At 47.8% G+C, this 25,740-nt stretch carries 27 protein-coding genes; 9 read left to right on the top strand and 18 right to left on the bottom strand.

The annotated features are described in order from the left end of the window. The 3 genes from AACS90_RS02360 to AACS90_RS02370 all read left to right on the top strand — a co-directional run. Positions 1–3,724: RHS repeat-associated core domain-containing protein (locus tag AACS90_RS02360; protein WP_153043653.1), on the top strand; the 3,724-nt coding region annotated here is incomplete at its 5' end. After that, a complete protein-coding gene (locus AACS90_RS02365) occupies positions 3,724–4,386 on the top strand; it encodes an Imm43 family immunity protein (protein WP_099121652.1) in 663 nt (220 codons plus the stop codon). The genes AACS90_RS02360 and AACS90_RS02365, both read left to right, overlap by 1 nt. A 265-nt stretch (positions 4,387–4,651) precedes the next feature. Then, the gene (locus AACS90_RS02370) at positions 4,652–5,449 is read left to right on the top strand and encodes a hypothetical protein (RefSeq protein WP_099121629.1); all 798 of its coding nucleotides are present in this window, start codon (positions 4,652–4,654) and stop codon (positions 5,447–5,449) included. A 196-nt stretch (positions 5,450–5,645) separates the two neighbouring features. Here the strand turns inward: AACS90_RS02370 and AACS90_RS02375 are convergent, their stop codons facing one another. From AACS90_RS02375 to AACS90_RS02400, 6 genes are all read right to left on the bottom strand, one after another. Continuing rightward, positions 5,646–6,071: a hypothetical protein gene (locus AACS90_RS02375; protein WP_099121630.1), complete on the bottom strand. Its 426-nt coding sequence runs from the start codon at positions 6,069–6,071 to the stop codon at positions 5,646–5,648. A gap of 582 nt (positions 6,072–6,653) precedes the next feature. Then, entirely contained in the window at positions 6,654–8,168 is a 1,515-nt protein-coding gene (locus AACS90_RS02380) for a conjugal transfer protein TraG N-terminal domain-containing protein (RefSeq protein WP_099121631.1), read from the bottom strand. Next, positions 8,165–8,503, bottom strand: coding sequence for a hypothetical protein (locus tag AACS90_RS02385; protein ID WP_193757172.1), 339 nt, complete (start codon positions 8,501–8,503; stop codon positions 8,165–8,167). The genes AACS90_RS02380 and AACS90_RS02385 overlap by 4 nt, the downstream gene beginning before the upstream one ends. A 5-nt stretch (positions 8,504–8,508) precedes the next feature. After that, positions 8,509–9,942 carry an integrating conjugative element protein gene (locus tag AACS90_RS02390; RefSeq protein WP_371635332.1) on the bottom strand — a complete coding sequence of 478 codons (1,434 nt, stop codon included), beginning with the start codon at positions 9,940–9,942 and terminating at the stop codon, positions 8,509–8,511. A gap of 17 nt (positions 9,943–9,959) precedes the next feature. After that, a complete protein-coding gene (locus AACS90_RS02395) occupies positions 9,960–10,928 on the bottom strand; it encodes a TIGR03756 family integrating conjugative element protein (RefSeq protein WP_099121633.1) in 969 nt (322 codons plus the stop codon). After that, positions 10,925–11,323, bottom strand: a complete 399-nt coding sequence (locus AACS90_RS02400) for a TIGR03757 family integrating conjugative element protein (protein WP_099121634.1) — start codon at positions 11,321–11,323, stop codon at positions 10,925–10,927. Before AACS90_RS02400 ends, AACS90_RS02395 begins: the two co-directional genes overlap by 4 nt. A gap of 171 nt (positions 11,324–11,494) precedes the next feature. On the opposite strand from AACS90_RS02400, the gene acuR reads away from it, so the two are divergent. From acuR to AACS90_RS02420, 4 genes are all read left to right on the top strand, one after another. Next, positions 11,495–12,127, top strand: a complete 633-nt coding sequence (gene acuR / locus AACS90_RS02405) for an acrylate utilization transcriptional regulator AcuR (RefSeq protein WP_099121635.1) — start codon at positions 11,495–11,497, stop codon at positions 12,125–12,127. A 91-nt stretch (positions 12,128–12,218) separates the two neighbouring features. Continuing rightward, on the top strand, positions 12,219–13,484 hold the full coding sequence (locus tag AACS90_RS02410) for a dimethylsulfonioproprionate lyase family protein (RefSeq protein ID WP_099121636.1): 1,266 nt from the start codon (positions 12,219–12,221) through the stop codon (positions 13,482–13,484). 16 nt (positions 13,485–13,500) lie between these two features. Then, positions 13,501–14,493, top strand: coding sequence for an acrylyl-CoA reductase (NADPH) (gene acuI / locus AACS90_RS02415; protein ID WP_099121637.1), 993 nt, complete (start codon positions 13,501–13,503; stop codon positions 14,491–14,493). A gap of 271 nt (positions 14,494–14,764) precedes the next feature. Continuing rightward, positions 14,765–15,187, top strand: coding sequence for a hypothetical protein (locus AACS90_RS02420; protein ID WP_099121638.1), 423 nt, complete (start codon positions 14,765–14,767; stop codon positions 15,185–15,187). A gap of 107 nt (positions 15,188–15,294) precedes the next feature. Here AACS90_RS02420 and AACS90_RS02425 read toward each other — a convergent pair whose 3' ends face one another. The 11 genes from AACS90_RS02425 to AACS90_RS02475 all read right to left on the bottom strand — a co-directional run bounded on the left by AACS90_RS02425 (position 15,295) and on the right by AACS90_RS02475 (position 23,583). Further along, a complete protein-coding gene (locus AACS90_RS02425) occupies positions 15,295–15,771 on the bottom strand; it encodes a hypothetical protein (protein ID WP_099121639.1) in 477 nt (158 codons plus the stop codon). Positions 15,772–15,849: 78 nt separating this feature from the next. Further along, positions 15,850–18,597: a conjugative transfer ATPase gene (locus AACS90_RS02430; protein ID WP_099121640.1), complete on the bottom strand. Its 2,748-nt coding sequence runs from the start codon at positions 18,595–18,597 to the stop codon at positions 15,850–15,852. Then, positions 18,597–18,998: a TIGR03751 family conjugal transfer lipoprotein gene (locus tag AACS90_RS02435; protein ID WP_099121641.1), complete on the bottom strand. Its 402-nt coding sequence runs from the start codon at positions 18,996–18,998 to the stop codon at positions 18,597–18,599. Before AACS90_RS02435 ends, AACS90_RS02430 begins: the two co-directional genes overlap by 1 nt. Next, a complete protein-coding gene (locus AACS90_RS02440; RefSeq protein WP_099121642.1) occupies positions 18,995–19,336 on the bottom strand; it encodes a hypothetical protein in 342 nt (113 codons plus the stop codon). Before AACS90_RS02440 ends, AACS90_RS02435 begins: the two co-directional genes overlap by 4 nt. Further along, a complete protein-coding gene (locus tag AACS90_RS02445; RefSeq protein WP_099121643.1) occupies positions 19,336–20,748 on the bottom strand; it encodes a TIGR03752 family integrating conjugative element protein in 1,413 nt (470 codons plus the stop codon). Before AACS90_RS02445 ends, AACS90_RS02440 begins: the two co-directional genes overlap by 1 nt. Continuing rightward, positions 20,738–21,571, bottom strand: a complete 834-nt coding sequence (locus tag AACS90_RS02450) for a TIGR03749 family integrating conjugative element protein (protein ID WP_099121644.1) — start codon at positions 21,569–21,571, stop codon at positions 20,738–20,740. The genes AACS90_RS02445 and AACS90_RS02450 overlap by 11 nt, the downstream gene beginning before the upstream one ends. Continuing rightward, positions 21,568–22,224 carry a PFL_4703 family integrating conjugative element protein gene (locus AACS90_RS02455; RefSeq protein WP_099121645.1) on the bottom strand — a complete coding sequence of 219 codons (657 nt, stop codon included), beginning with the start codon at positions 22,222–22,224 and terminating at the stop codon, positions 21,568–21,570. Before AACS90_RS02455 ends, AACS90_RS02450 begins: the two co-directional genes overlap by 4 nt. Further along, positions 22,224–22,598: a TIGR03750 family conjugal transfer protein gene (locus AACS90_RS02460; protein WP_099121646.1), complete on the bottom strand. Its 375-nt coding sequence runs from the start codon at positions 22,596–22,598 to the stop codon at positions 22,224–22,226. The genes AACS90_RS02455 and AACS90_RS02460 overlap by 1 nt, the downstream gene beginning before the upstream one ends. Positions 22,599–22,608: 10 nt before the next feature. Next, positions 22,609–22,941 (bottom strand): TIGR03745 family integrating conjugative element membrane protein, encoded by a 333-nt coding sequence (locus AACS90_RS02465; RefSeq protein ID WP_241538216.1) that lies wholly within the window; start codon positions 22,939–22,941, stop codon positions 22,609–22,611. A 79-nt stretch (positions 22,942–23,020) separates the two neighbouring features. After that, positions 23,021–23,257 carry a TIGR03758 family integrating conjugative element protein gene (locus AACS90_RS02470; RefSeq protein WP_099121647.1) on the bottom strand — a complete coding sequence of 79 codons (237 nt, stop codon included), beginning with the start codon at positions 23,255–23,257 and terminating at the stop codon, positions 23,021–23,023. Continuing rightward, positions 23,254–23,583: an integrative conjugative element protein, RAQPRD family gene (locus tag AACS90_RS02475; RefSeq protein WP_099121648.1), complete on the bottom strand. Its 330-nt coding sequence runs from the start codon at positions 23,581–23,583 to the stop codon at positions 23,254–23,256. Before AACS90_RS02475 ends, AACS90_RS02470 begins: the two co-directional genes overlap by 4 nt. 150 nt (positions 23,584–23,733) lie before the next feature. On the opposite strand from AACS90_RS02475, the gene AACS90_RS02480 reads away from it, so the two are divergent. Together AACS90_RS02480 and AACS90_RS02485 are read left to right on the top strand one after the other, a co-directional pair. After that, positions 23,734–24,426, top strand: a complete 693-nt coding sequence (locus AACS90_RS02480) for a DUF5710 domain-containing protein (RefSeq protein ID WP_099121649.1) — start codon at positions 23,734–23,736, stop codon at positions 24,424–24,426. A gap of 169 nt (positions 24,427–24,595) precedes the next feature. Next, positions 24,596–25,057, top strand: coding sequence for a hypothetical protein (locus AACS90_RS02485; protein ID WP_099121650.1), 462 nt, complete (start codon positions 24,596–24,598; stop codon positions 25,055–25,057). A 19-nt stretch (positions 25,058–25,076) separates the two neighbouring features. Here AACS90_RS02485 and AACS90_RS02490 read toward each other — a convergent pair. Further along, a partial coding sequence (locus AACS90_RS02490) for a TIGR03747 family integrating conjugative element membrane protein (protein WP_099121651.1) occupies positions 25,077–25,740 on the bottom strand: 664 nt, incomplete at its 5' end.

Genomic DNA, 25,740 nt, shown 5'->3' on the forward strand with positions numbered 1-25,740 from the left:
ACGCAATAAAAAAGGCGTCACAAAATCGGATAAGCCGAAAGCCTCCACGCAGAAAAAAAGTAAAAAGCCGAACGACAACGATACCTGTAGTGACCCGGTGGATATGGCCACGGGCGACTTCCTGCAACAGTGGCCGATGCTCTCCCTGCCCGGCACCCTGCCGCTGTCACTGACCCGCACTTACCGTTCAACCGAAAATTTTTCCGGCCTGTTCGGTCCTAAGTGGTCTGATGACTGGTCACAACACCTGAAACGGGAGGGGGAAGCCACCCATTTTACCGATGCGGATGGGGTGGTTTACACCTTCCATACGCCGGATGAAAACGTGTTCTCAGTTAACCTGCATGCCGGACATTATCTGCTGTTTGGCTCTTTAACGGGCGGGTTGCACCTGTTTGATCGTCAGACCCAATTAACGCAGAGTTTTGAACAGCCGGCAGGCGATAAACGGTTATTGTCTGCGATCCGTGACCGCCACAATAACCACATCACCTTCCATTATGATGATCCCTTCGGGGAGCAACAATACCGGCTGTCACAGGTTATCCATTCCGATGGTTATCGCCTGTTATTGGACTACAACCAGAACCGGCTGGCTTCTGTCGAATACCTGACTGAAGCACTGCGCCAGACACTGGTCACCTGTCAGTATAACGCTCAACATTATCTGTCAGAATGCCATTCGTTTCAGTTCAGTCACCTGTGGCACGAATACGATCCCCGTGGCGCGATGACCCGCTGGTATGACACAGATTCAACGGATGTCAGGATGGGGTATGACAACCGGGGGCGGGTGGTCTCGGTCAGCACCCCGCAAGGTTACTGGCAGGATCGTTTTTTGTATGATGATGTTAACAAAGTCACCACTTATCTGGATGCGGAAGGTGGGTGTACCCGCTATTGGTACAATGAAGACGGTCAGATCACCCGTAAAGTTGACCCACTGGGGCGGGAAACCGTGCTGGAGTGGGATCTGAGTCATCAACTGTCAGAAACCGATCCCCTGGGCAGAAAAACACAGTTCGAATATACGCCCCACGGGGAACTGACCCAACTGATACAGCCTTCCGGTGAGGTGTTTGTCTACGATTATGATGAATACGGTCAACTGGTGCAGGCCAAACTGCCGGATGGCAAAAAATGGCTTTTTCACTACAGCGATCAGGGCGCACTGGATGCCGTGACCGACCCACAGGGGCGATTGGAAGAATACCGTTACAACCAGCATGGTGAAATCCTCAGGCGGGTACTGCCTGATGGTACCCAATGGCGTTATGAATATGAACAGCACCGGCTTCATGGTGTTCTGGCGCCCAACGGCTATACCACCCGCTATGAGCAGGACGGGCTGGGGCGGCTACGGAGTATGACCGATGCACTGGGTCAGCAAACCCGTTATCAGCACTGTGCATTCCATGCCAGTCCGGAAAGCAGCGTCACAGAAATTGAATTGCCGGACGGGGTAAAACAGCATATCGACTATGATAATGAGCGCCGGGTCACTTCAATCACCGACGGTGAGGGAAATATCACCCGTTATACTTATGGCGCCTTTGACCTGCTGACTCAGCTTACCCGTCCGGATGGGACCGTCCTGCATTTTGGTTATGATCGCTTAATTCGCCTGAACCGCGTAACGATGGCCACCGGTGAAACGTATCGCTATGAGCGGGATTTAGCCGGACAAATTATCCGTGAAACCGATTTTACCGGACGCACGATCGACTATACCTATGATCGAGCCGGCCGCCGCACCTTGACACGCTATCCCAACGGTCAGCTCATTCGTGTTTGTTATAATGCCAAAGACCAGATTTTACGGCAGGAATACTGGCAGGCCGGAAAACTAGACACGACCTTGCAGGCCGAGACGGCCTATACCTACGACCCAAAAGGCAGGATGACCCGGGCTGTCTCAGCGGATGCGGTGGTGGAATTCGACTATGATGAGGCCGGGCATCTGATAAGTGAGCGTCTGAACGGGCGTGAAATCGCGCATGAATGGGATGGCCTCAACGACCTGCCTGTTGCAGAAACACTGGGTGATGATACGCTGCATTTTGGGTATAACCGGCTGGGCGGGTTAAACCATTTTCAGTTTAACCAACACAGCCCGTTGTCTTTACAGCATGATCCACTAGGGCAAGAAATAGTGCGGGAAAGCGCCCACGGCTTTATTCTGGCCAGCCGCTATACCGCATCGGGTTTGCTGTCTCATCAGTCAGCCGGACGGGCAACCGCCCTGTTCCGGGAAACCCTGCAACAAAACAATCCCCATTTTCCGCCACAGGCCACGGCGGTCAACCGTAGCTGGCAATATGACCGGGCGTACAACCTCCGGGTGGTTGATGATGGTCGCTGGGGACAGACCCGTTACCGCTACAATACCAACGGTCAGATAACCCAGACCCGGTATCAGGGCGCGCGCCCGTATGAAGAGCAGTTCAGTTATGATGCCAATGGCAACTTAAGCCAGCATATTCCCGTGGATGCTCACGGCGCAATCACCCACATCACGCAACGACAGAAAGCCGGTCGTGTCGTGCAGCACGGCAATATTCGCTACCGTTATGACACTAACGGGCGGCTTATTGAAAAAACCGAGCAACTTGACGGTTTCCGGCCACAAGTGTGGCGCTACCGTTGGGATGTGCTGAATCAATTGACGCAATGTGAAACCCCGGACGGCTCGCGCTGGCATTATCGCTATGATGCTTTCGGGAGAAGAATTCGTAAACTGAAAGTACACGATGGAAAACTGGCCGCGGCCAATTTACAACGCTGGCTCAATGGCAAGCCGGATCTCAGTGTTAAATCCAACACAATTATGGGGCAGGATTATCTGTGGAGCGGTGACCAACTTATCGAAGAAACGCCTCTGTATGCCGATGGGACCCCCGCAGCAGCGCAACGTATCCGCTGGATCTACGAACCGGGCGCACTGACGCCGTCAGCACGTTTTGAGTGCGGAAAGTTACACTATATTGTCAGTGACCATCAGGGCACACCGCGCGAGATGTTAAACGAAGAAGGCGGACTGGTATGGGCACAGAGGCTGACCACATGGGGTAAGGCTGAACGTTCCCAAGTCAGCGCTTCCAATGATGCGGATTATCACGTCAGCTGTAATCTACGTTTCATGGGCCAGTATGAGGATGAAGAAAGCGGACTATACTATAATCGTTTCCGCTACTATGATCCTGAAAATGGACAATACTTAACACCCGACCCTCTGAATTTAAAGGGTGGATTGAATCCTTATGGGTATGTATATAATCCCACAGGCTGGGTCGATCCCTACGGATTATCAAATAGCAGTATTTTGGATAAGGCAATGGCAGGGAAAGTAGGCGACAGATTATCTGCTCACCATGTCATTCCTGTTGATACCTGGACAAAACATCAAGAATTTTTGGACAAAATTGGTATTGGCGGAAGAATGAACTCAGTGGAAAATGGTATCCATATCCCCGGCAGTAAAAAAGCAATGCAGGATGATGTTGGCAAAGGAATGAAAGTATTCCATAGCAGTAATCATAATACATATTCTGGACAGGTAGATGCTAAGATTGTAGCAATAAAAGCTGCATATGAGCACCAAGATGAAAATCAAAGAATCACTGAACGAGAAGCAAGGGATAGAATAAGAAAAGTTCAAATGGAGATGAAAAATAGGATTTGGTCAGGAAATGTCCCTACTAATACATGCAAGAGATTAAATTAATGAATTACTATGTGTTAATGAATGATTATAAATCTTCTCTCATTCCACGGTATCTTCATGCTATTGTCGATACAAATAAGCAAGTGAATGAAAATTGGGATTATGAAGGTTCAAAGCATTCCTTTCCCTATTATATGAAAGACCCTAAATGCCCTAATGAGTTGTTTTTATTGTGCGGTCAGAATATCGGCGCTTTGAAATTCAATTACTATAAAGATGGACATGGTCATATCATGTCAGATTCATTTCTTGAACTTTTAACATCTTTCAGAATAACTGATTTTTTTCATAGAAAATTATTAGCAACCGCTATTAATAATGGTGAAATCATCAGGAATGACATGAATTATATGTATCTTACACAAAAGGATAACCTCCTTGATTTAGAAAAATCGGAATTAGAAGAAGATAGATTTGGTTCTTTAATGCCACACAAGCTAGTTTTTAATGAAAATGTATTAAATTATGATGTTTTCTCTATAGATAGAACTTTATTATCCGGTTATATTTTTCTTTCTGAGATAGCAGCTGAAAAACTCAAAAAAGAAAGAATAGCAGGATTAAAATTAATAAAGTCAGATGATGCATTTAAAGAATATGATATAGATTATGGGTATGATATCGGAAGTAGTAGAAAAAGAGTAAAAAGGAAATTACCATGAATGCCAGTACATTACAGAATTTAATGTAGTTAGAGTTAGTAACTAAGCCAGAATGATATTTTTATCTTCTGGCTTTAATCAATATGATTAAGAGTGTATTCATCAGTATTTATTATTCCAAAACCAATATAAAAGAACAATAAATATTAATCACACAATCAAGAATCTATAAGTAACCCAAATTTTAGTTTTTGAACAGCCATATAAAGCTAAGGATATGAAATCGATGTTAGATAGCTTGATATCAAGTATATAGGTAGAAATTATGTATACAGGTATAGCAATATATAATTCAAACACATTACCGCCACTTATCGCTTATGAACTAGGTAGTTTGTTCTTTAGTATTTTTGAAATTCCCATTACCAGTATAGGATATTTTAAATATATAGAAAATGGTGATCATACCGGCGATCATGAACTAATAGAAGTCTCATTTTCCGAGCTGAAAGATAGAATTTTAGATCAAAAATCAACCTCTTTTAGAATGTATTGTGAACAAGGCGATCATAAGCCTTGGTTGTCTTCCTTTGGTTATGTAACTAATGAATTTGGCGGTTTTTTTCATATAGATGCGCAAATCCCTAACGAAAATAGTAACAATGAAAAAATTCTTTCATTTATTAAGTTGTTAATTGAAAAAGTGAGTTTATCTTATGGTATTATCTATAATACTGATAGTGTAACAAAGGCATTTTATTATGCAGGCGGAAATAATCTTGTAAGTCTGTACTCATATGAGAATCCTACTCTTTTTAAAAAAGAGACACCGGGCAGATTTAATGGAAAAGAGCGGTATAATAATAGTATGCTAAGGATGATTTATCCTTACAACATAATAAATAATGTTCATTTTGAAACTAAAGTCGGAAATGTAAAATTGAAAAAATGGATATTAAGCGATGATAAAAATGGTTCATTAATAAAATTAAATAATGAGCTTTGGTTATGGAAGGTAGAAGATTCTGAACTTGATAAAATAAACAAAATCTGTGGAGAATCGGGAATATTAATAGGTTGGAAAACATCTCCCTCTAATAAAAAAACAAGAAAACCACCTTGATTAAATGCCGGAAGATCTTCATATTCTTCCGGTAGTTAATCTTATAGCATCATCATAAATTTGATAATTATTCTAAGTTCCGCCCCTAAAAGTATCATTTTTTTCAATGATCCACTACTGTGAAAATAAGCTCCCCTCACGTATAGAAAATAAAGCATATTTCTAAAAATTCATCCAGAAGCATTACACTGTTTTCTTATTCTTTTATTTCCAAAGGTATTTTACATTTAATTCCGGTTAGTTCTGACAAATCCACATCGTCTCCTGTCGTGTGAAAGATTTCTTTACGCCTTCGATTAAACAGGTGCTGGCAATGCACACACATGTCATTAACATTATTCGGATTTCTAATCGCTTTTAATGTTCTGACCGCATATTTACCGCACCGGCATCTGACGACATAGATGGAATTATTTTTCCCACCACTCCGCTGAGACCAAGGGCGAACACCCAACACGGTAAAAAAACCATATTCATAGCCTTGAACCTGTCTCAGTATGTTGATTAAATTAGGCTCCCTTTTACTTAAACGTAAATCATACGTTGTTCTGTAAGGGATAAAATAGTCAGTGTCTTTTTTATTCTTCCTGCTCTTACCCTTTTCATTAGCATCGTTCGTCACTTTTTTCAATCCATTTCTCAGCTCATTAAATGCGTTCTAATTTAACTATTTTCATTATTAATTCAATAACGAAATAACTAACCTTAACATTTAAGTAAAATCAACCAAATAGACTTTCCAATTGTAAACAATAATAAAAATACATATTCCAAGAAATATTCAGCATATAGACACAGCAGGTAAGATTTATGATTAACGGTTTTTACACATTATTTTTTGCGTAAAAATAAGCAGCGAAGCCTCAAGGGTTGCAACCCTTGAGGCTTCTATATTAAATATCGTCTACTACCCTAAAGAGGATATCGATATAACATGGAAGTATATCACTTTATATATATGCCACATTAACTGAAATAACATTCAATAACTTATTGTTTTGTGATACAGATCATAAGCGCTGTGTGAATTATGTGCACACAAGGCCTAAATTCAACAGTGAATAAATTAAAACATTAACGCTTCAACATAACTTATTTAAATTATCGAAATAATTATCAATAGATTAAAAAAAGGAAAATATAAAATTCAGACTCAACTTAAGGCGCAGTATCCTGCCCCTTAAGTTTTAAAGAGTAAATCTGATTACTTTCCTTTAGACATCATCTTCTGCATCACCAGCTGTCCAAACATACCCGCAGATTGCCTGACCTGCCCTACGCCCTGACTCATCATTCCGGCCATATCACCCATGCGTACCCCGGCCCACGCTAATGCCCCCAGCCAAACCATCGGCAGGACAATAAACAGTGTCCCCATCACCAGCCCCATGATTAAATCATCCGAGGTGTTCTGAATACCCGCCAGATTAAACAGGCTGTGGGTGTCTGAGCCGTACAGGGCTTCCAGTAAATGGCTGTCCAGCCAGCGCGCCAGTTCCCACCAGAAGGTCAGGAAATTCAGTGCGAAAATCACAAACGTCAGCGTAAAGATGGTCTTAAACTCATAGGCCGCAAACAGCACAATCAGCGGTATGAGGATATACAACGCCATCAGGATCACCGCCTGCATCATCGGCAACGCCTGACGTACCGCATCGAACATCGGCATACTGAGTAATCCACCCAATAAAGCCCCTGCGGAAGTGCCGATGCGGTTAGCGCCATCCAACAAGGTGGGATCGGCATTACCGCCATAGCCTGCGTAGACATAGCCCTCCTGAGAAATCGTCAGGTTCACCGGGCTGACCAGACGGCGGATCACCGCTTCCTGATAAGCCGGCGTGTTTTTACCCAGTATTTTCAGTGTCGCTGACAGGCGCAACCACAACCCCGGATCGGCCTGCGCCAGTACCCGATCTTTCAGACCGGTTTGAGCGGTTGACCACCAGACCTGACACGTAGGGTATCCGCCCTGCCCGGTATAAGGCCGCCCGTTATCCCGGCTCTCCTGCCACGGAAAATCCGCCCGGGGGAGGCGGGATTGCAGCGTCCGGTAATCCCCGGCTAAAAACGTGCGGCTGCCCAGCCAGCCGATATCATTCAGGATAATCGGATCGGTCGTGTGTTCCTGATCGCGTTGTTTCCACTGATACAGGGCTAAAGCATAGCAATCGTGGGTAAAATCCTGCAATTCCGCCGCCAGGGCCGGGTTGCTGATGCGGGTGTGCTGCACGTCAAAGCGCAGTTGCCGCAGATCCGGCCGACAAGGAATGGACGCCACCGCCGCCTGTGTCAGTCCCTTGGATAACCGGTGCACCACCGCCCACCAGAGCGGCACAGCCGCGGTCTGGTTGTTCAGGCTGGACATCACCGGCGCATAGCCACTGCTATCCGGCGCTGTCGGTATCCAGGTGCCACAGCTTTTGGCACGGGAAGTATCGTACTGAAGGGTGGTCAGGCTGACATTGACCAGCGGCACACAACATACCACCATCACGAAGAACGCGCTATACAGGGTGTTTTCAATCCGGGCCAGCGACTGTAACCCGGCCTGACCGTCTTCTTCGCCACACTCCCTGACTTTCAGCCAGACCGAAATCACTTTTACCACTAACGGCAGCGTAAACAATCCGGTCGCAATCAGGATGTGCCATAGGCCATTGTTGATGACCCAGCCGAGTAGTGTCAGAAAATATTCCAGATAGCTGTTGGCTGTCATCGTATCTCCTCAATAGTGCCTGACAAGGCATACTCACCCAGCAGGATAAACAGCAGGCTGGCCATCATCATCCGTATCAACATTGCGCGATATTCCGGCAGATGTTTCACCCTTTGCCAGACTTTCTGACCTCCCCAGCTCAGTACCGCATACAGGCCTGACCGCCAGATTAACCAGACTCCCCCGGTTTCGGTCACCCAGTGGTGAATGCGGTGAAGTTTTTCTGCCTGATGCAGCCCGACCCAGCCTGTTGCCAAAGTGATGCCCATCACCAACACGATGAGCAGTGATAACACGGCACCTTTTCTGAATATTGAATGTTTCTCTGTCATCATCCGCCTTACCTGCGCTCACGGCTCGGGGTTTCCAACTGGTAAAAACGCGCATCGGTGCTGTCCGGCACTTGTTTTTGCGGATGCATGTTGATGCGCTGGGTGTCCCGCTCAATAATGGTCAGGATGGCATTACGGGACAGGGCCTGTTTCAGCTGCATTTCATTCTTCAGCGCATCAATTTCCCGGTCCAGCGCGGCAATCCGGCGTTCCCCTTCAGCCAGCGCTTCGGACTGTGCTGCCGCATTGGGTTCGGACATGCCGGTGATAAGCATCCGGCGCATCAGTAACGCAGTTTCGACTGTTTCCGCCATCGCCAGCTCTCCCGCTAAACGTCCCGTCAGGGCAGCCCGGTCCGGGTCGCGCTGCAACGCCTGAATGACGCCTTTGGTTACCGTCAGACTGCCGGTTTTCAGTTTCGCCAGATTGACCATCGTCGGTTTTTCCGTACCGCTGACCAGCTTGACCAGTTGTTCCGTATTGGTTTGGGTATGAGCTTCCAGCATCGGGGCAAAGCCCGTACCCGCCACGGTGGTGCCCGGCTGGTGCTTTTCGCCACCACTGGTGCAGTCTGCCGCCTGAGCACAGGTACGGATGACCCGGTCACCCAGTACGCTGACCACGGCCTCGGCTGCTTCTTGCGCATTACTGAATTTACGGCAGGCACTGCCTTCACACTTCAGGCTGCTGACCAACGACTGGCTCAATACCGGCAACTGATTCATCATATTAAAACCCGCCCTGGCTAAATCCCGGGTCGGACGAATGGCATTTTGTCCCTTGCCCCCCTGCCGTTGCCCGCCAATCCACGGATGCCCGCCGGCACCGGTGGCTTTGCTGCCGGCGTTATTGACACGCACCGCATCACCATCCCCGCCGTTAACCAGACTTTTGTATTCCTGCAAGGCCGCTGACTGCGTCCATTTATTATTTTGTGCAAAATCCATCATTTTATTGACCATCGCCTGACAGTTGAACTGGGCTTTGTCGAACGCCACATTAGCCTGCAACACCCCGTTAGTCAGCATGTCATACAGTCCCGGATTGGCCCGCTGGATAATCATCGCAGGCAGGCTGGCCACCGCACCGGTGGCACCCTGAATGACATCACTCATCAGGTTCTTGAACCCGGCCGTAATCCCGTTCAACTGATTGCTGACCGTGGCTTTCAGGTCAAAATTGCCGCACATCAAATCTGAGCGCCAGCCCAACTCCAACCCGCCAAGTGTGGCAGAGCCACTGCGACTGGCCGGTTCAGAAATCACCGAACCACCCCCCAGGGTATAGAACAGCGTATCGGACACCGCACCGCTGGCGTCTGCCCCATAGCCCAGTGCACTGCGGTTCACCTGCGGTAATGTCAGGGATAATCCTGTGGCGTTAGCTTGCGCAGACGCGATGACCAGTCCACCGACTATCAGCCATAACATGTTTATTTTCATCATGATTTATCCCTTTTTCAGATATCCGTACTGCTGAGAAAACGCTGTCCGCGCCGCTGGCAACAACTGTAAGGCTGCCACAGGGCATAGGCCTGATTGCCATTGCGAGCCGCCGTATGTTCCCCGTCCGGAAACACGGCGCAGGACTGACTTAACGTCGGTGATAACCGCTGCCAGTGATGATTTTTGCTACCGGTGTTTTCGGTGACCGATTCAGGTGGCCAGTAACCGTCAGTGCGGGTGCCTTTTAATGTCTGATAAACATGGGGTTGCCCTATACGGGTGATGATATCCGCAACCCGCTGTGCGACCACGGCAGATGCCTTGTCATCATCGGTCTGATTGACAAATCCTGAGCGCGGGTAAATATTGCCCCACATAGTGCCAGCCATCTGGCTGCCCAGCTCCCGCTGACCGGGTATCAGGGCTTCCGGATAGAATGATTCCGGCAATCCAGAGCGCCACGCCACCGAATCCAGCGTACTGAGAAAATAAGGCATCAGCGGGGTGGCGGCACTGCGACACGAATAGCCGGGGATTTGTCCGCCAATCAGGTTAGTTGCCGGATGCCCGATGGCATCAGCATAGCTGAAACGCAGACTGGTACGCCGTTGCCCGGCAATCTGGACATTGTGGTTACCCCCGCCGGCGTTCAGATGGGATAACGCCCCGGTCACGGTATTTTCCACGCCACCGGCGAGTTGACTGACCTGTGCCATTTCTGTCCATGGATTGCCACCGGAGGCGTGATAGGTGGATACCACCGCTTCAGGGAGATAATGGGTCACCTTCACCGAGGTTTTCACCGTACAACCGTGCAGGCCACAGAGCAGCCAGTAACAGAGGCCACTGACCCGCCACTGAATGCAGGAGGGCGAGAGACTGCCGGCAACAATCTGAGCCGTATTGATGGAAGCCTGTGTCATCGGGGAAAATGCCGCTATCAGGGTGATGAGTGCAGGAAACGTCACACGTTGAAGACTCATGGCTGATGTTGCTCCCTGAGTGCGAGGGCTTTTGCCACATCCGCCGTGCCATACACCACCTCCCTATCATCAAAGACCACGGCCGGATACTTCTGCACGCCGGATTGCCAGGCCTGCACCACAGCACGGTAAGCCTTGATCAGTTGTTGTTCCTGCTGACGCCATTGGGGGGATTGCAGTATTGCCTGTGCCTGAACAGCGGCTTGCTGGGGATCAGTAGAAAGCTGAGAGAAGATTTGCTTTTGCTGTTGTTCAGCCGCATCCAGCCAGACGACCCGTGTTTCGGGGGTGAGGTGAGTGGGCGTATGTTGGCTGTCAGTATAAACCACTGTGTTGGCATGAACTGATAATGATACCGTTATTCCCAAACAAAACTGTATCCCTGACTTCCACATAATAAATAGTCCACTCTACAAAACATCGGACTAGACTGAAGAAACACTTCATCATAGTCAGTAATTAATTAGTTTTCACTAAAGTGAAAAAAGTGGATACCCATAAATTGCTAGATTTTTATAGACAGTTAGTCTATATTTTGCAAAAACTAATTTTATCAATAGATAATCATGAATCACTCAGAAGAAAAACCACGCAGAGGGCGGCCACCTAAGCACCCAAGAAATAATATTGATACCAAAAATGCGCTTATCCACAGTGGAATAGAAATGCTCACCGAACGAGGATATATGACTTCAGATATTGAAGGAATATTGAAAAAAGTTGGCGTTCCGAAAGGCTCATTTTATTACTATTTTGATAGTAAAGAGTCTTTTGGCCGTGAGGTCATGGCTAGCTATGCTCGATACTTCTCTAATAAATTAGATAATTGTTTAAATAATAGCTTACTATCCCCTTTAAATAGAATATATGCGTTTTATGAAGATGCTAAAAATGGCATGGCAAAATACCATTTTGAGCGTGGCTGCTTAGTTGGCAATCTGAGTCAGGAAGTCACTACCCTGCCTGAAGGATATAGGAATATCTTAAGTAATATTATGAATGATTGGCAGGATAAAATAGAGGCCTGTTTAATCGAAGCACAAAAAGTTGGTGAACTTTCCACTATTGCTGACTGCAAAAAGCTTGCTTCTTTTTTTTGGATTGGCTGGGAAGGTGCAGTAATGAGAGCTAAATTAACCAAAGAAGCAAGCCCATTAAACATTTTTATTGATGGATTTATTACCAATTTACCGCGTTAATTTTTTTGTCTTTTTATAGACAGCCGGTCTAAATTATTTGTTTTTTGATAAAATGAGTTTAAGTTATTTAACATTATAAAAAGAGTTAGTTATGAAGAAGTTTATTCTCTTATCGAGTTTGTGTTCAACAAGTGCATTTTCTATTGACCTTCCAAATTTCATTGATAAAAATGAAATAAATAACGCTGAATTTAAATGTTTAACAACTCAGCCTAATTATACTCCAGAAGAAATGAAACTTGTAAATTTACTTTGGGATGAGTCTATAAAATATCTGGAGGGTTATGTCAAGTCGATCACAACATCAACTGATAGTCAATGTCTCAATTCTGCTATATCTGTTATAGAAACAAATACACCACAATTAACTGGGCCTACACGTCAATGCATTATGGATAACGTCGATATGCAACGCTTAGTTAAACATGTTTACACTGTCATAAATAATAAGGATAAAGCGTTTAAATGCTTTACACCACAAAAAAATGCAAAAGAATTATATAGTCCTAGTGAACAACTGAAACAGGCATCACCCGTAGCACAGTGGCTAAATAGACCCTCATTGAAAGACTATTATTCAAGTATTTCTAACGACAGTTTAAAAATGGCAGGAATAAGATTTTATAACAATTTTTATAAAATGGTCACAGGAAAAGCGATTAAGATGCCAACAAGCTTTCCCTACGATATCAGTGCCACCAACTTACCTAATTTATGGGCAAGTGTGGGCTGGGTTCCTTTATATTCAAACAACAAAGAACACTCTATAAATGCAGGTGAAGAGGCTTTCAGAGGTGGGTATGCTTATGGTGAAATTATGGGACATTGGGGATTATTACAGATAGATACAATCAATGGTGAACCCGTTGGTGCTGAAATAGGCATGACAGTCCAAGCTATGGATTCCTTTTATCCTTATCATTTCCATAATAATCCTGAGATATATTATACAATCCGTGAACCTCGTTGTTTAAATTCAATTCAACAATTTATTGTTGGAAAAAATAATAAATTATTTAATGTGATTAATGAAAATTCAAACAGCCGTACACTGGAGTTTAATGGTGCAACAACAATGAATGTTAGCCATTACTGGCTATCAACAACTCCCACTAAAGATGAACTCCTTTATATTCCACGAAATTCTATTCATGCATTTAATTTGAAGGAAAATTGTGAAATTAATCCTCAGGAATCAGCGCATGTTACTGTGTGGGCAAGAAGTATGTCTCATGAAAAAAATAATGACTATGGTTCAACATTAGTATGTCAGCTAAAAAACACTACTCAGTCTAAAAATAAAATAAACGATAAAGACGCTAATGTTATTTGTAAACAAAATCAGCAGATTTATTAAAATATAAGGAAAATGTATGTTTAAAGGCATTTTTATTCAAAAAGATGAGCATGGATATCGAGCCACCGTAAATGATATCAATGAATCACAGTTGCCCGAAGGCGATGTTACTATAAAAATTAGTTATTCTTCAATTAATTATAAAGATGGATTAGCTATTTCAGGAAAAAGCCCAGTAGTGCGTCAATTCCCTATGGTTCCGGGAATAGACTTTGCTGGCACTGTCATAGACAGTACCAATCCCAAATACAAAAAAGGGGATCAAGTTTTACTTAATGGTTGGGGCGTAGGGGAAAAACATTGGGGTGGGTTAGCTCAAATTGCCCGACTTAATAGCCAGTGGTTAATACCACTCCCTGAAGGTTTAACACCAAAACAAGCTATGGTGATAGGCACCGCAGGTTATACCGCCATGCTTTCAGTGATCGCGTTGGAAAAGCATGGCATCACTCCACATAGCGGAAAAGTATTAGTAACCGGAGCAAATGGTGGTGTAGGCAGTTTTTCTATAGCAATACTTTCTCGGCTGGGCTATCAGGTTATCGCTTCTACGGGACGTCCTGAAGAGTCAGACTATTTGGTCAACACGCTTGGAGCTTCAGAAATCATTGATAGAAAAGAGCTCTCTGAAACTGGAAAACCATTAATGAAAGAGCGATGGGTTGGTGCTATTGATAGTGTTGGTAGCCATACTTTAGCGAATATATGTGCCTGTACAGCTTATGGAGGAACCGTTGCCGCCTGTGGATTAGCCCAGGGTATGGATTTTAATAGCACTGTGGCTCCATTCATTTTGCGTGGCATTACATTAGCCGGCATAGACAGTGTTATGCGACCATATGAAGATCGGATTAATGCCTGGAAACGAATTTCGAGCATTATTGATGCTAGATTGCTGGATAAAATAAGCTCTGAAATATCTCTTGACCAAGTGCTATCAACGATACCGACGTTCATGGATGGAAAAATCCGAGGAAGAATTGTTGTAAACTTATCCTCTCAAGAATAATTAGCAACCACTAAAATTCCTCATTTTTTAATTTCCCCGGATTCGGGGAAATTAAAAACCAACAATCATAAAATCAATGCGCTTATAATGATCGCTATACGAAAAAAACCCATAATTTTAATCTCGTTATGGAAGGTTTTTTATTGTTGTCATAAAGTGGCAATAACTGTAGTAAAACAAAACCATCTTTTCTGGCAGAAGGTTGTTTTGTTGTAATCTATGCAAAATCTGACATACAGCGTCTTTCTGTCAATCCATATTAGGATAATGTATGAAATCATGGATACAAGGAACAGTAGTTGCTGAGCACATTGATTTAATAGGAGATGGCGATGCCGAGTATTATAGAAAAACATTTATCGACTATGTTAATCAGTATCAGGATAATTTTCCATCAGACTTTCTGGAAGAAGTCTGGCTCTATATGCAGATAAAATCTGAAGCAGGTGATATGAATTTTGCTACCGTACCTGACGAAATCATCGAAGCAATAGAGATCGGTCGTTATGAATATGGCATTAGCTTGAATGCGGTTTCAGCAGCTTACAAAATTTTGGTTAAACCGCAACGGCTCACCCGCTCCGACATTAAATCCTTGATCAATCATATGCTCGAAGCCTTTTCTTGTCATTTTACTGAAGATCAGTTCTTCAATCAGGAAATACAAAGGATAAAAAACATATTAGAGAAGTAAATGTTCCGCGGATTGCTATCCTTTTCATTAGTGATAAAAGCGGTAACAGGCTGAAAAAGTGCTTCGCAGGTTACACTTACATTCTTTTTTCCGAGTAAATTGCTAAGTCATCGGCGGATAGGGATCCCATTAAATGTATGCGTACAACACTGGCACAGGATAGGTATATCATTTTCTGACAGATTTGAATTAACTGTTCTCAAAAAACCATATTCATCGACAAATAGTCCATTATAATAACTTGATTCACCACAGCGGATATAATCCCTTTGTTCATGCTCATGTAACGCAACTATCCAAAATATAGGCTCAGGACGGTCCAGTCGCTGAATGGCTTCGCTGTGAACAGCATCCCATTTCTCACCGATTTTACTCAGTAAAAACATAAAGAGCGGCGTGTAATCTAATCCACGTCTTTGTTTTCCTTTCATAGATGAAAAATATGGCATATCCTCCCTGACTAATTTTTGCTTTGAACGTTCCCATCGATATTCGCCACCATGATGATGAAGAACGAAATGGGTCTTCGTATTAATCCGTCGATAAAGTTTCTTTTTTCTATGATTTGGCTGACCATTCTTCATTCTTGTTTTTATCTCAGTTTTTTAGGTAAGAGGCTTAACGTTCTCTCAGTCAATATACCCGATAATACGGCTGAATATTTATGCCAGCTTCAATCCCCGTGCCATATCCATTCTCCTAGCCACCAACACCGCCGCCTCCAGCTCACTGCACTGATGTTCCCGCATTAATGCCCGCCGTTCGGCCTTTTCTTCTTTCTCTGTCATCCCCAGCGCCAGATAGAGGCTCGGTGGCACGACCCGGAACAGGGCTTCAATTTTTTTCGCCAGCACCACGCCTTCGGTATAACAACGCGGGAGTTTACTGGCAGAAAGCAGTACGGCTTTTTGTTCTTCGTTGAGTTTTTTGAACCGCGCGATTTGTTCCACTTCATCCGGCGGCATCGTGAGACACAACCACCATTCGGCCATATTCAGCATTTTTTCAGCCGTATCCGGATAGTCAGCGAGGTTTTGCGTGGCCAGCCACAACCAGGCCCCCAGTTTACGCCACATTTTGACGACTTTGGTCATATAAGGGGACAGCAATGGATTGGTGGTGGTGATATGGCCTTCATCTATCACCAGTTGCAGTTCCCTGTCCTGATACTGGTCACGTTCTGCCAGATTATTCACGGTGTTAATCAATGACACCATCGCCAGTGCCATCTGTGCCGAATAGTTTTCCCGTGCCAGTGTACCCAAATCAATTAACGTCACATCCACTTCCGGCCACGGGGTGCCGGGTTGGTTGAACAGTTCTCCTTCAAAGCCCTGCGTAAACATCGACATGGCCCCGGCCATTTCATCCGCTCGTGCCCGACGGTGTGCGGTGATTAATGACTGACCATGTTCATCCTGTCGATGGTTACGGGCGATGGCATACAGCGCAGTTTGTAAATCCGAGGCCACCATCTGATGCCCTGCCTCATAGCTGGTCTGCGCAGCCAGCATAATCGCTTCACGGATCAAACCGCGATCCGAGCGGGTCAGGCGTTCTTCTTCTTTTTTCTCACCGCCGGTGATCATCAGCCGGGCGGCAATTTCCATCTCCCCCAGAATATCACGCTGTTCATCGCCGTCTTCCTGTGCTTCATCAGTCTCCGGAATATCGGCTTCATTAATCCGTAATTGTTTGGGACTGAGTTTCAGTAACTGATGCGCATCAGCAAACAGGGCCAGACTGACGCCACAACCCGGTTTGATACCAATTTTATTCACGGTCAGCCCCAGACTTTCATAGTAATCGGCCAGTAAGCCAAAACTGTTCCCCGCTTCGACAATAAACAATCGTGGCCGGTGGATAGCCATCAGTTGTACCAGCGAAGCACACAACGTGGCGGATTTGCCTGCCCCGGTCGGGCCGAACAGCAATAAGTGCGCATTCTGGGTGCGATCCTGTTTGTTCATCGGATCAAAGGTCAGTGGCGCGCCGCCACGATTAAAGAAACTGAAGCCCGGATGCCCGGTGCCGGTTGAACGTCCGGTCACTGGCAAGAGTCCTGCCAGATGCTGGACCCACGTCAGGCGGCTGTACCAGTGTTTTTTGTCTTTCTGCGGGTTAAAGCCCATCGGCAACGCCCGTAAATAAGCATTCAGCGGGGACACACTGAATTCGGGTCGCACAGGCTGTAATCCGGCGCTCAGTAATGTGGAAGAAAGCTGATGCACCCGCTGGTTCAGATTATCTAAATCCTGACCGCGCACCAGAAAAGTCAGTGCACTACGATACAATTTATGGCGTCGTCCCAGTAATTCCTTCACTGCCTGTACATCCTGCCGGACGCGCAGCGATTCGGTGTTTTCGCCCACCGCATTTTTCGCCAGCCGGGTAAAATCCTCTTCCAGGGTATCCTGTGCCTGTGCCACGATGGTCAGTGTGACCACCGTGCCTTCCGGCATCATATCCATCAGGGCATTGATATTGTCTCCCCGTTTCACTTCCCCTGTCAGGGTGCCCGGCTCGGGCGGACGCCGCAGACGCTCAACCGGCACTGCTTTATGCGGCAGACCGTCAAACCACCAGACACCGTTATCGGGATCAGACACCGGCGGGGTAAACCACAGACTTTCGGCAAAGTCATTATTCACCGGGAGATCCGGCTGTGTGGGGGATTCATGACGCACTGCCCGGTAAAAATCGGCTTTTGCCATGCCCCAGTCCGGAGCCGGATTAAAATGACGCAGCAGCCAGTGGTGAATTTGACTACCATTTTGTCGGGTCGCCACAATACCGGCAGATGCCAGTGAGGAGACCAGTCGTTCGCAGACCTGATTGAGTGCTGCCACCGACGATACCGTTTGAGGGTATGCCTTCGATTTATGCGCAGGCAACCAGCGGTAGACGACCATGCGCGTCTGGCGCTGCTGCCCCCGCCACGGTTGTCCGGTAATCAGAGAATCCTGAAATATCCCGTCAGGCTGGGCAATGCTGTTCAGGTGACGTGCTGATTCTGCCAGAAAAGCGTCAGTAAAGGCTGTACTCTGCGCCCACGGTTTCACATAGCCCCGCAAGGTATTGAGATAATTGTCAGGATCATCTTCATCCTGGCAAAAAAACTGCACTACCCACGGCGAAATATCGTCCTCGTCCAGACTGTCCTGAATGGCATCTTCCAGTTGGTCACGGATTTCAATCAACCGTTCAGCAGGACGTCCTTCGGTGGCGACCGGTTCAATCTGATAGACGGCCCCCACGGACACACCATCATCCAGCAACAGACACTGCCCGTCTTCCAGATATTCCACCCAGGGCAGGTAGTCGATAATGGACGGATTCGCCCGGTAAATCGCCGCTTCATCCGTTTCGCGCAGTGTGCCGGGACGGTGCAATGCCTTGGGATTGTCCATTACCGAGCCTCCGTGCGTTCACCCGGCAGGGCATACTGCACCTGCTGATAAAACGGGAATACCGTGCTGTAGCCCGGTACCGGGGTCTTACCGGCAACCAGATGCGGGTAGACATACATCACCATATCGGGATTGGGCAGGCGGGGAAACTGCTGGCTGATTTCATGTGCAGTCGAGCGGCTGTAGCTGTCAGGCTCATTCAGTGCCCGATTACGTTCGGCCGGGGTTAACGCCCGGCGCAAAATTTGCCTTGCCTGTGCTACGCTCTGCCCCGCCTGATTTCCCTGCCACATCGCCAGCACCGTCTGTTCGCCGGCTGGCAGCAACGTGTCTTTCGACGTTGAACAGCCTGCCAGCAGCCCTGTCAGACCTAACACGATAGCGTAAGTTATTTTTCTCATCCCTGAGCCTCCGTGCTACTCATAAGGGTAAACGTGGCAAATTCCGGATGTACCGCCAGTTCCGATAAAGTAAACGGCAAGCGCTCCCAGTGTTCAACCCCGCTGTTGCCTGCAATCATTGATTGCCACTGAAATTCGGTCAGCCGAAAAACGGTAAAATCCCCGTCATTCAGCCGTCGGCATTCATTGCCGCTGGCGAGAGTCAATTGACTGCCCTGGGTACGCCCGGGTCGCCAGTCAAGCTGAACCGGTGTGGGTTCCGCATGTGGTGTTATATGGGTTTGCAGACAATAAGGCGGGCTGGCACTAAACAGCCATTGAGAAGACGTCGTTTCCATTAATCTAAGGCTTCCTGATGATGACGTTGAGCTGATTCACTAAAACCGTAACGCACCTGACGGCCTGTCGTTTCATAATCAATCGCCAGACTTTGTGTGATATGCACCACTAACTTTGCACCGGGTGGCACATAAACCGCATCGAATGTCTGGCTGTAACGCTGCCTGAGCCACTCGCTCATCTCATTCATGCCCCCGGCCACCGCTTTGCCGAGTGCCGCTTGTCCCGCATTGCCGGTTAATGCGGAGGTGATGCCGCCGGCGCCGTTCGTTTGTGCGGTTTGCTGGCTCTCGTTCAGGGCATTGCCGGCGGAATTCATGGCTGACAGGGCAAACAGGGTTGGCAGATAGGTACTGGCGTTGGATTTACGCTCCCCACTGATGCAGGGAATGCCGTTTTCATCGGACAACCAGCCGATACCCTGTTGATTCTGTCCGCTGCCCGGCAAGGTGCGCACCGTACCATCCTGAAACACAAAGGTGATGGAATTGACCTGACCGCGCACGCAGGACAGTGTCCAGTCACCACTGGCGGAACCGGACACCACCGCGCCTTCCACCTCCGGCAGTTCGATACCGTTAGCGGTCAGGTTGTCTTTACCGATAAGAATTTTAAACGGATAGGGGTCAGTGACCGTACCATTGACCGGTACCCGGCCTAACAACGCGGTCATGGCCTGACTGCCCACCAGAGTGGCATTTTCCGGCAAGGTGTAGACCGGTTTTTCGTTGTCTGCCTTCGCCGATGGCACTTGTGGATGATTTTTTACGGTGGCCGGTTGTTCGCTTAAAAAAGAGGTGGGGAACTGAGCCGCCGTTTTTCCATTGCCCATCGCTTGCCTGTCGGGGATTTTCTCATCGGCCGGGGTAACCCAGATAAGGTCATCCTGTCCTCTGAGAGTGCCGGCAGAATAAGCACTACCTGCCAGTCCACTACCCAGTGGTATCTGATTATCCTGTGCCGGCAACGGCGTTGAATTTAAGCGCTCGGTGAGCAAATCAATCTGGGCCAGCAATCCCTGCTGTTCGTCCTGTAACGTGCGCTGGCGCTGTTCATCGTCCTGCCGGATAGTAGCAACCGCAGCCTCTATCTGACCGGCAACATCCTGATTTTGTCCTTTTAACCGGTCATTTTCTTTTCGCATCGCGGCATTCTGCTGGTCTAAGCGTTTCTGCTCTGCCCGCACGGCATTGAGCGTCCCGACCAGCGTGCGCAGGGTATCTTCCGGTGTATCCCCACCCACCCCCAGTGCCTGTAACTCTTCCGGAGAGAGGGTCGCCAGCGCGTTATTCTGTGGTTTATCCGGCACGCTATTCTCTGTTGAGCTGCAACTTTTAATGCCGATAAAACCGCCGATAACCAGTACCGTCGGCACCAGTATTTTTACCAGACTGTTGGATTTAATCTGCATCACGGCCTCCCGGTTTTACTGGTACCGGCTCAGGGATTAAGGCGTTACCCGGTGCCCCTTGGGTGACGAGATAGAGCACTGTGGTATCTTCGGGTGTTCCCGATTTTCCCAGCCAGCGATGCTGGAATGCGGCGGTCACAAAGTGTCCCTGTAAGACGCGTGGGTCAAGCGAGATAACGCGTTTGGCGGTATTGCGCAGTTTCAGGGCCATCACCGTATGATGATGCAGTCGCCAGCCGGCCAGCGGGGTCACTTCAACCGGCTCTGACGGGTAGAGTGTGGTGATGGAGGCGGGCAGATGCAGGTTCACCGACTGAATGTCGTTGACCGGCTCAACGGTGCGCAGTGGCGCATACAGTTGCTGGGCCGCATAGCGGGTTAACAGCACGGGAGTAGGCGCAGACAATGATGGTTTGCTCTGTGAGTGCGATTTATCTTTTGAATCGGTTGATTTTTCAGCCGGGTAAAGAATACGCACGGGTTCACTGGCCCCGGTTTTGCCGGCGGTCACATCCAGTAAGATAATTTCGCCATTCTCACTGTCCTGCAATTGCAGCCGGGTTGACGGGAACGCGCTGCTGGCTTTCAGATAAACCGCGCCACCTGTGCTCTGCACCCGCAATTTCTCACCCAGTGCCGGGGGCAGACCGACACGCACGTTCCGGTCCGCAAAAATAATCCGTTCCTGACCAACCTGAAGCGTAATCGATAACGGAATACGCTCCCATGTCAGTAGCTCATCCGCTTTTGCGCCAGCGCAGAACAGGAGGAGGCTGACCAGTCCCAGCCCGACACCGCGCCAGTCAAATACATCTCTTCTCATTGAAATACGCCTTTTTTCTCTTCCGCTGACGGTGGCAGCGCTTCCAGCCGCTGTGGCATCCCGTCGTAGCAATCCAGTGCCAGACCAAAAGGATTACGCTCCGCATCCCCCTCCCAGCGCACTACTTTCAGCGGATAGCGTACCAATGCCCGTTTGACCGGTTCGGCGTGATAATATTCATCCGCCACCAAATCCAACCGTACCATCCAGTTATCGCGATCACTCACCGTCACACTGCGTGTCTCGTAGCCCCGGCCGGGCACTTCATACACCACCCGCACCCGATCGAGCAGTTCACCACTGTCAGCCCGGGTTCTGGCATCCGCACGCAGAAAATCCTGACAGGCCGGCGTCAGATACGGCGATAAGGCCTCAATTTTGGCCGGATAATCCTGTGCCCCGTTTTTCGGCCAGGCATGCAGTTGCTGGAAAATATAGAAAGCAAAGCTGTAAACACTCGGTGCCGGCACTTCCCACCACGCCCGGGTGCTGCCACTGCGTAAATCCGGCGGGTTATGAATGGTGAGATTGCGCGGGGAAGCCATCCAGCCCAGCAGGCTCATCAGAAGAACCAGTACAAGAATTCCGGATACTACCCGCAGGGTCAGAATATGCTGGTCCCGGTTTCTGACCGCATGACGAAAGCGACTCATCACACGACTCTCCCGTTGCGGTACGCTTGCCTGCTGCGGTGTAATGACCAGCCCTGCGCCGCAATAATCAACGTCGGATCACCCAGCCCTAACCGGCGTTTCTTCTCGGCCAGTTTCTGCCAGAGATAATTTTCCGGTTTGCCCCGTTTTAAGGTGGCAAGCCAGCGCCCGCCAACACTCAGCAGTAACAACGGCATCATCAGCATGCCGGTCGGCAGCATCACCCAACCGGCAAACGGAATGAAGGGAAGGCTGACCACCAGACCGAGGGCCAGCCCTGCGATAGCTGCCAGCCCCATCTCCGGCGTGGTGAAGCCGCGGAATACAACGGGTTCGGCGTTTAAGCGATCGGGTAAAAAGGGGATCGTCTGCATCCGCGGCACCTTAAAAAATAATGTTGGCCGATTTTGCCAGCAACCAGATCACCGCAACCAGCAACACAATACCGACCACAATAATCGAGCCGAACTGGGTCCACGTGGCTTTGCCATCGCGCACTTCGGAGAAGGTTTCTACCGCCGCCGAGGCCACTTTAAAGAATGCGACCGCCGAGAGGATAAGCCCGCCAATCACAATGCCATCCTGCGCATACCCTTTTACCTGTCCCATTAATCCGCCACGGCCCCCACTTGAGGGCGGTTCAATCGAAGGCAAATCGGCCCAGGCCGACTCACAGGAAAGCCCCAGCAGCAACAGAAAAGTGCTGACCCGGGTCATCAGGTTTGTGCTGAACTGACGGCAGGTGGTAAAAATTCGTTTCATAGTGATTCAGTTCCTTTTTGTTATGTTTATTGACTCAACTGGCAAACATCCAGACCGCCACGACCAGCAATACTGCGGTTCGAAGAGCAAACTGGCTGAGGGTCTGATTACGCACTTTTTCATTCGCCCAGCCGTTCCAGACCTCCACCGCCGCCCAGGCCGCCCACAGAAACAACGTGGCCAGAAAAAAGCCGACACACACCAGATATAAAAAAGTGACATCAACGTGTCCTGAAGCCGCTTCAAAGGCATGGCGCTGGACAGGGGTCATTGTGGGTGTTCCTGACGGTAATCCCCCGAGATGGTCGCGGGAACACGGGGTTGCTCGCGGGAAGGACTCAGGTAGTGATCGATACCGGCTTTGAGGGTATTGAGATCCGCCCTGATGCGTGAATAATCAAAGTGATAACGAGGATGTTCTGACGGGTCAGATTGCTTTTCGGCGAGACTGGCACGTTCCAGCGCTATCTGTACCTGCTCAATCAGACGTTTGGCACTGGCCAGTTCATCTTTCTCCGCCGCCTGTGCGATTGGCATACACAATACAGTCAATCCCAGCAGACAGGCCGCACCGGATATCGAAAAGCAACAACGCATAAAGACTCACCTCATCATAGACTCCGAGTGCGAGGATGCGGTGTTTTCTAAATCAGATCAGCAATAAACTCTTTATGCTTTGGTGAAAATTAGCTAAATAGTCTGACTAATTTATTCAACCAACACTGAGCAATGAAGGGAGCAAGCAATATGCTGCGGATTGATTTACACGTCCCCGATGATGAGTATGAGACAGTGCGAAAGCTGGGCGCACACTGGGATGCGGCCGCCCAAATCTGGTATATCGATGGCAGTTTTGACCCGGCGCCGTTTATGCAGTGGCTGCCGTTTTACAATGTGCATGCGGAATATTGGTATCTCGCCCAAACCCGGATACCCTGTCCGCACTGTCATGAACCCACCACCGTCACTGCCTTTATGTTGCCTGCCGGACATCAATTACTGGAAGCAGATAAGGATGAGGAACCCGACACGGAAGTGGACTACACCGAACAGGACAGACCGGCATTTGTGTTTTATCTCGTCGATATCCCGTCTATCGTGCGTAATGTGCTACCCGGTTTTCACCACACCCTGCGCAAAGCCATCAGCCAACAGTTACACCGACAGCACTGGATAAACCACTGCGAACACTGTGATGCACAGCAGGACGATACCGAACTGTTTGCCGACATCGGTGGCGCGTTTTTTCCGGCCTCCAAAGAACAGGCGGCGACTATTCAGCTGCACCGAATCGATAAGCCATTCGTAGTGTATTGCGAAGATACTTCGCACGAACATTACTGTTTCGATCCAAAAGGAAGCAACCGGGCTTGTCAGGCCTGTGACTGGTTTGAATTGATGACACAAGTGGTGAATGTGTCGTCAAAATATCAGCATTAACCGGGAAGACTGACGCGCCGCTATGCGGCTTGTCTGCTGACACTGAACTGCAAAACAGATTTTGCAGTTCAGTGTCCAGCATATTGGCTTAATAGAGATAACAATTATTACCACTAATGCATTATTTGAGCTAATTTTATGACTAGGGCAACAAAGTGAAGGACATTTCATGCGTAAACCACTTTCAAAAACAGCAACCTTACTATCACTATTTAGTCTATCTTTTCCAACAATAGCTGCATCTCATACAGTAACTGTGTTTCAGTGCGTTAATAAGAACCATAAAATGGTCAATGTGAGCCTGTATGGTGGAATATATACCTATCGATTTGGTAAAATTAATCAGGCTCCCGATATCGAATTACAGAGAACCCCAGCACAGTTATCTCAAAGGTTTAATATAATTAATGCGGCTGAAACTGACACGGGGAAAGCGCGTATTCGTGAACTAAACTTCAAAAATGGTGATTTCACCTACACTGTAACCTCAACAGATGAGGGTACAAAGTATAGTGCTGGGGTCGATGTTTATAAAAAAGGGAGTTTATTAACCAGCATAAAATGCTTACCTAATACAATCATTGATAATCTGGAAGATCACATTATTGATGTACCGGAAGTTGACTCTTAAACGTTTCCATTACATGCAATTACAAATACTTTTTAAACATCGACGTTGTGATCACCACCGCCATTCCCAGCAAGAGTGTCGCAGGTAGCAATATCACCGTGGGATACACCACATCCGGCCACGATAAATACAGCACACAGGGGATCGTGCAAGCCGGTTTAATGCCCCGCTTAGCATGATGGTAAACAAAACTCGATTCATAGCCTGCGCCATACCGGCGTAAGTCCCGTCGTCCCAGCCCGTCAACCAGCGCGACCAAAAACACCATTACAAACAGCGGAACGGACAGCACCAGAATAGCTAACCTGATTAACGTGACCATCGTGATAAACACCGTCGCCAGCGCATATTCACGCAAATAATACGATACGCCCTGTAATACCGTATTGAATTCACGCATAAAATCATTGCGACTATTAAGCTGAGAGTGCGATTTCCCCTGTATCCAGTGCAGAAAACCACTGTCGACAAACAGCCATTGATACGCCTGCGTCAGCCAGTCAGAGACCGTTTGTGCGGGATTTGATAACAGCAGACTCCGGGTAAACTCCGTGGATAAAAATTGCAACTCGGTTTTCATCATGGTCTGGCTGTGAGCCGCGCCCTCATCCGGCCAGAAAAAAGTCATCCCGAGGTATTCCAGTAACAGACTGAATAACCACGACATCACAATAAAGCCAATC

The organism is Xenorhabdus sp. KK7.4, assembly GCF_963876465.1.
GTDB classification, from domain to species: Bacteria; Pseudomonadota; Gammaproteobacteria; order Enterobacterales; family Enterobacteriaceae; genus Xenorhabdus; species Xenorhabdus stockiae.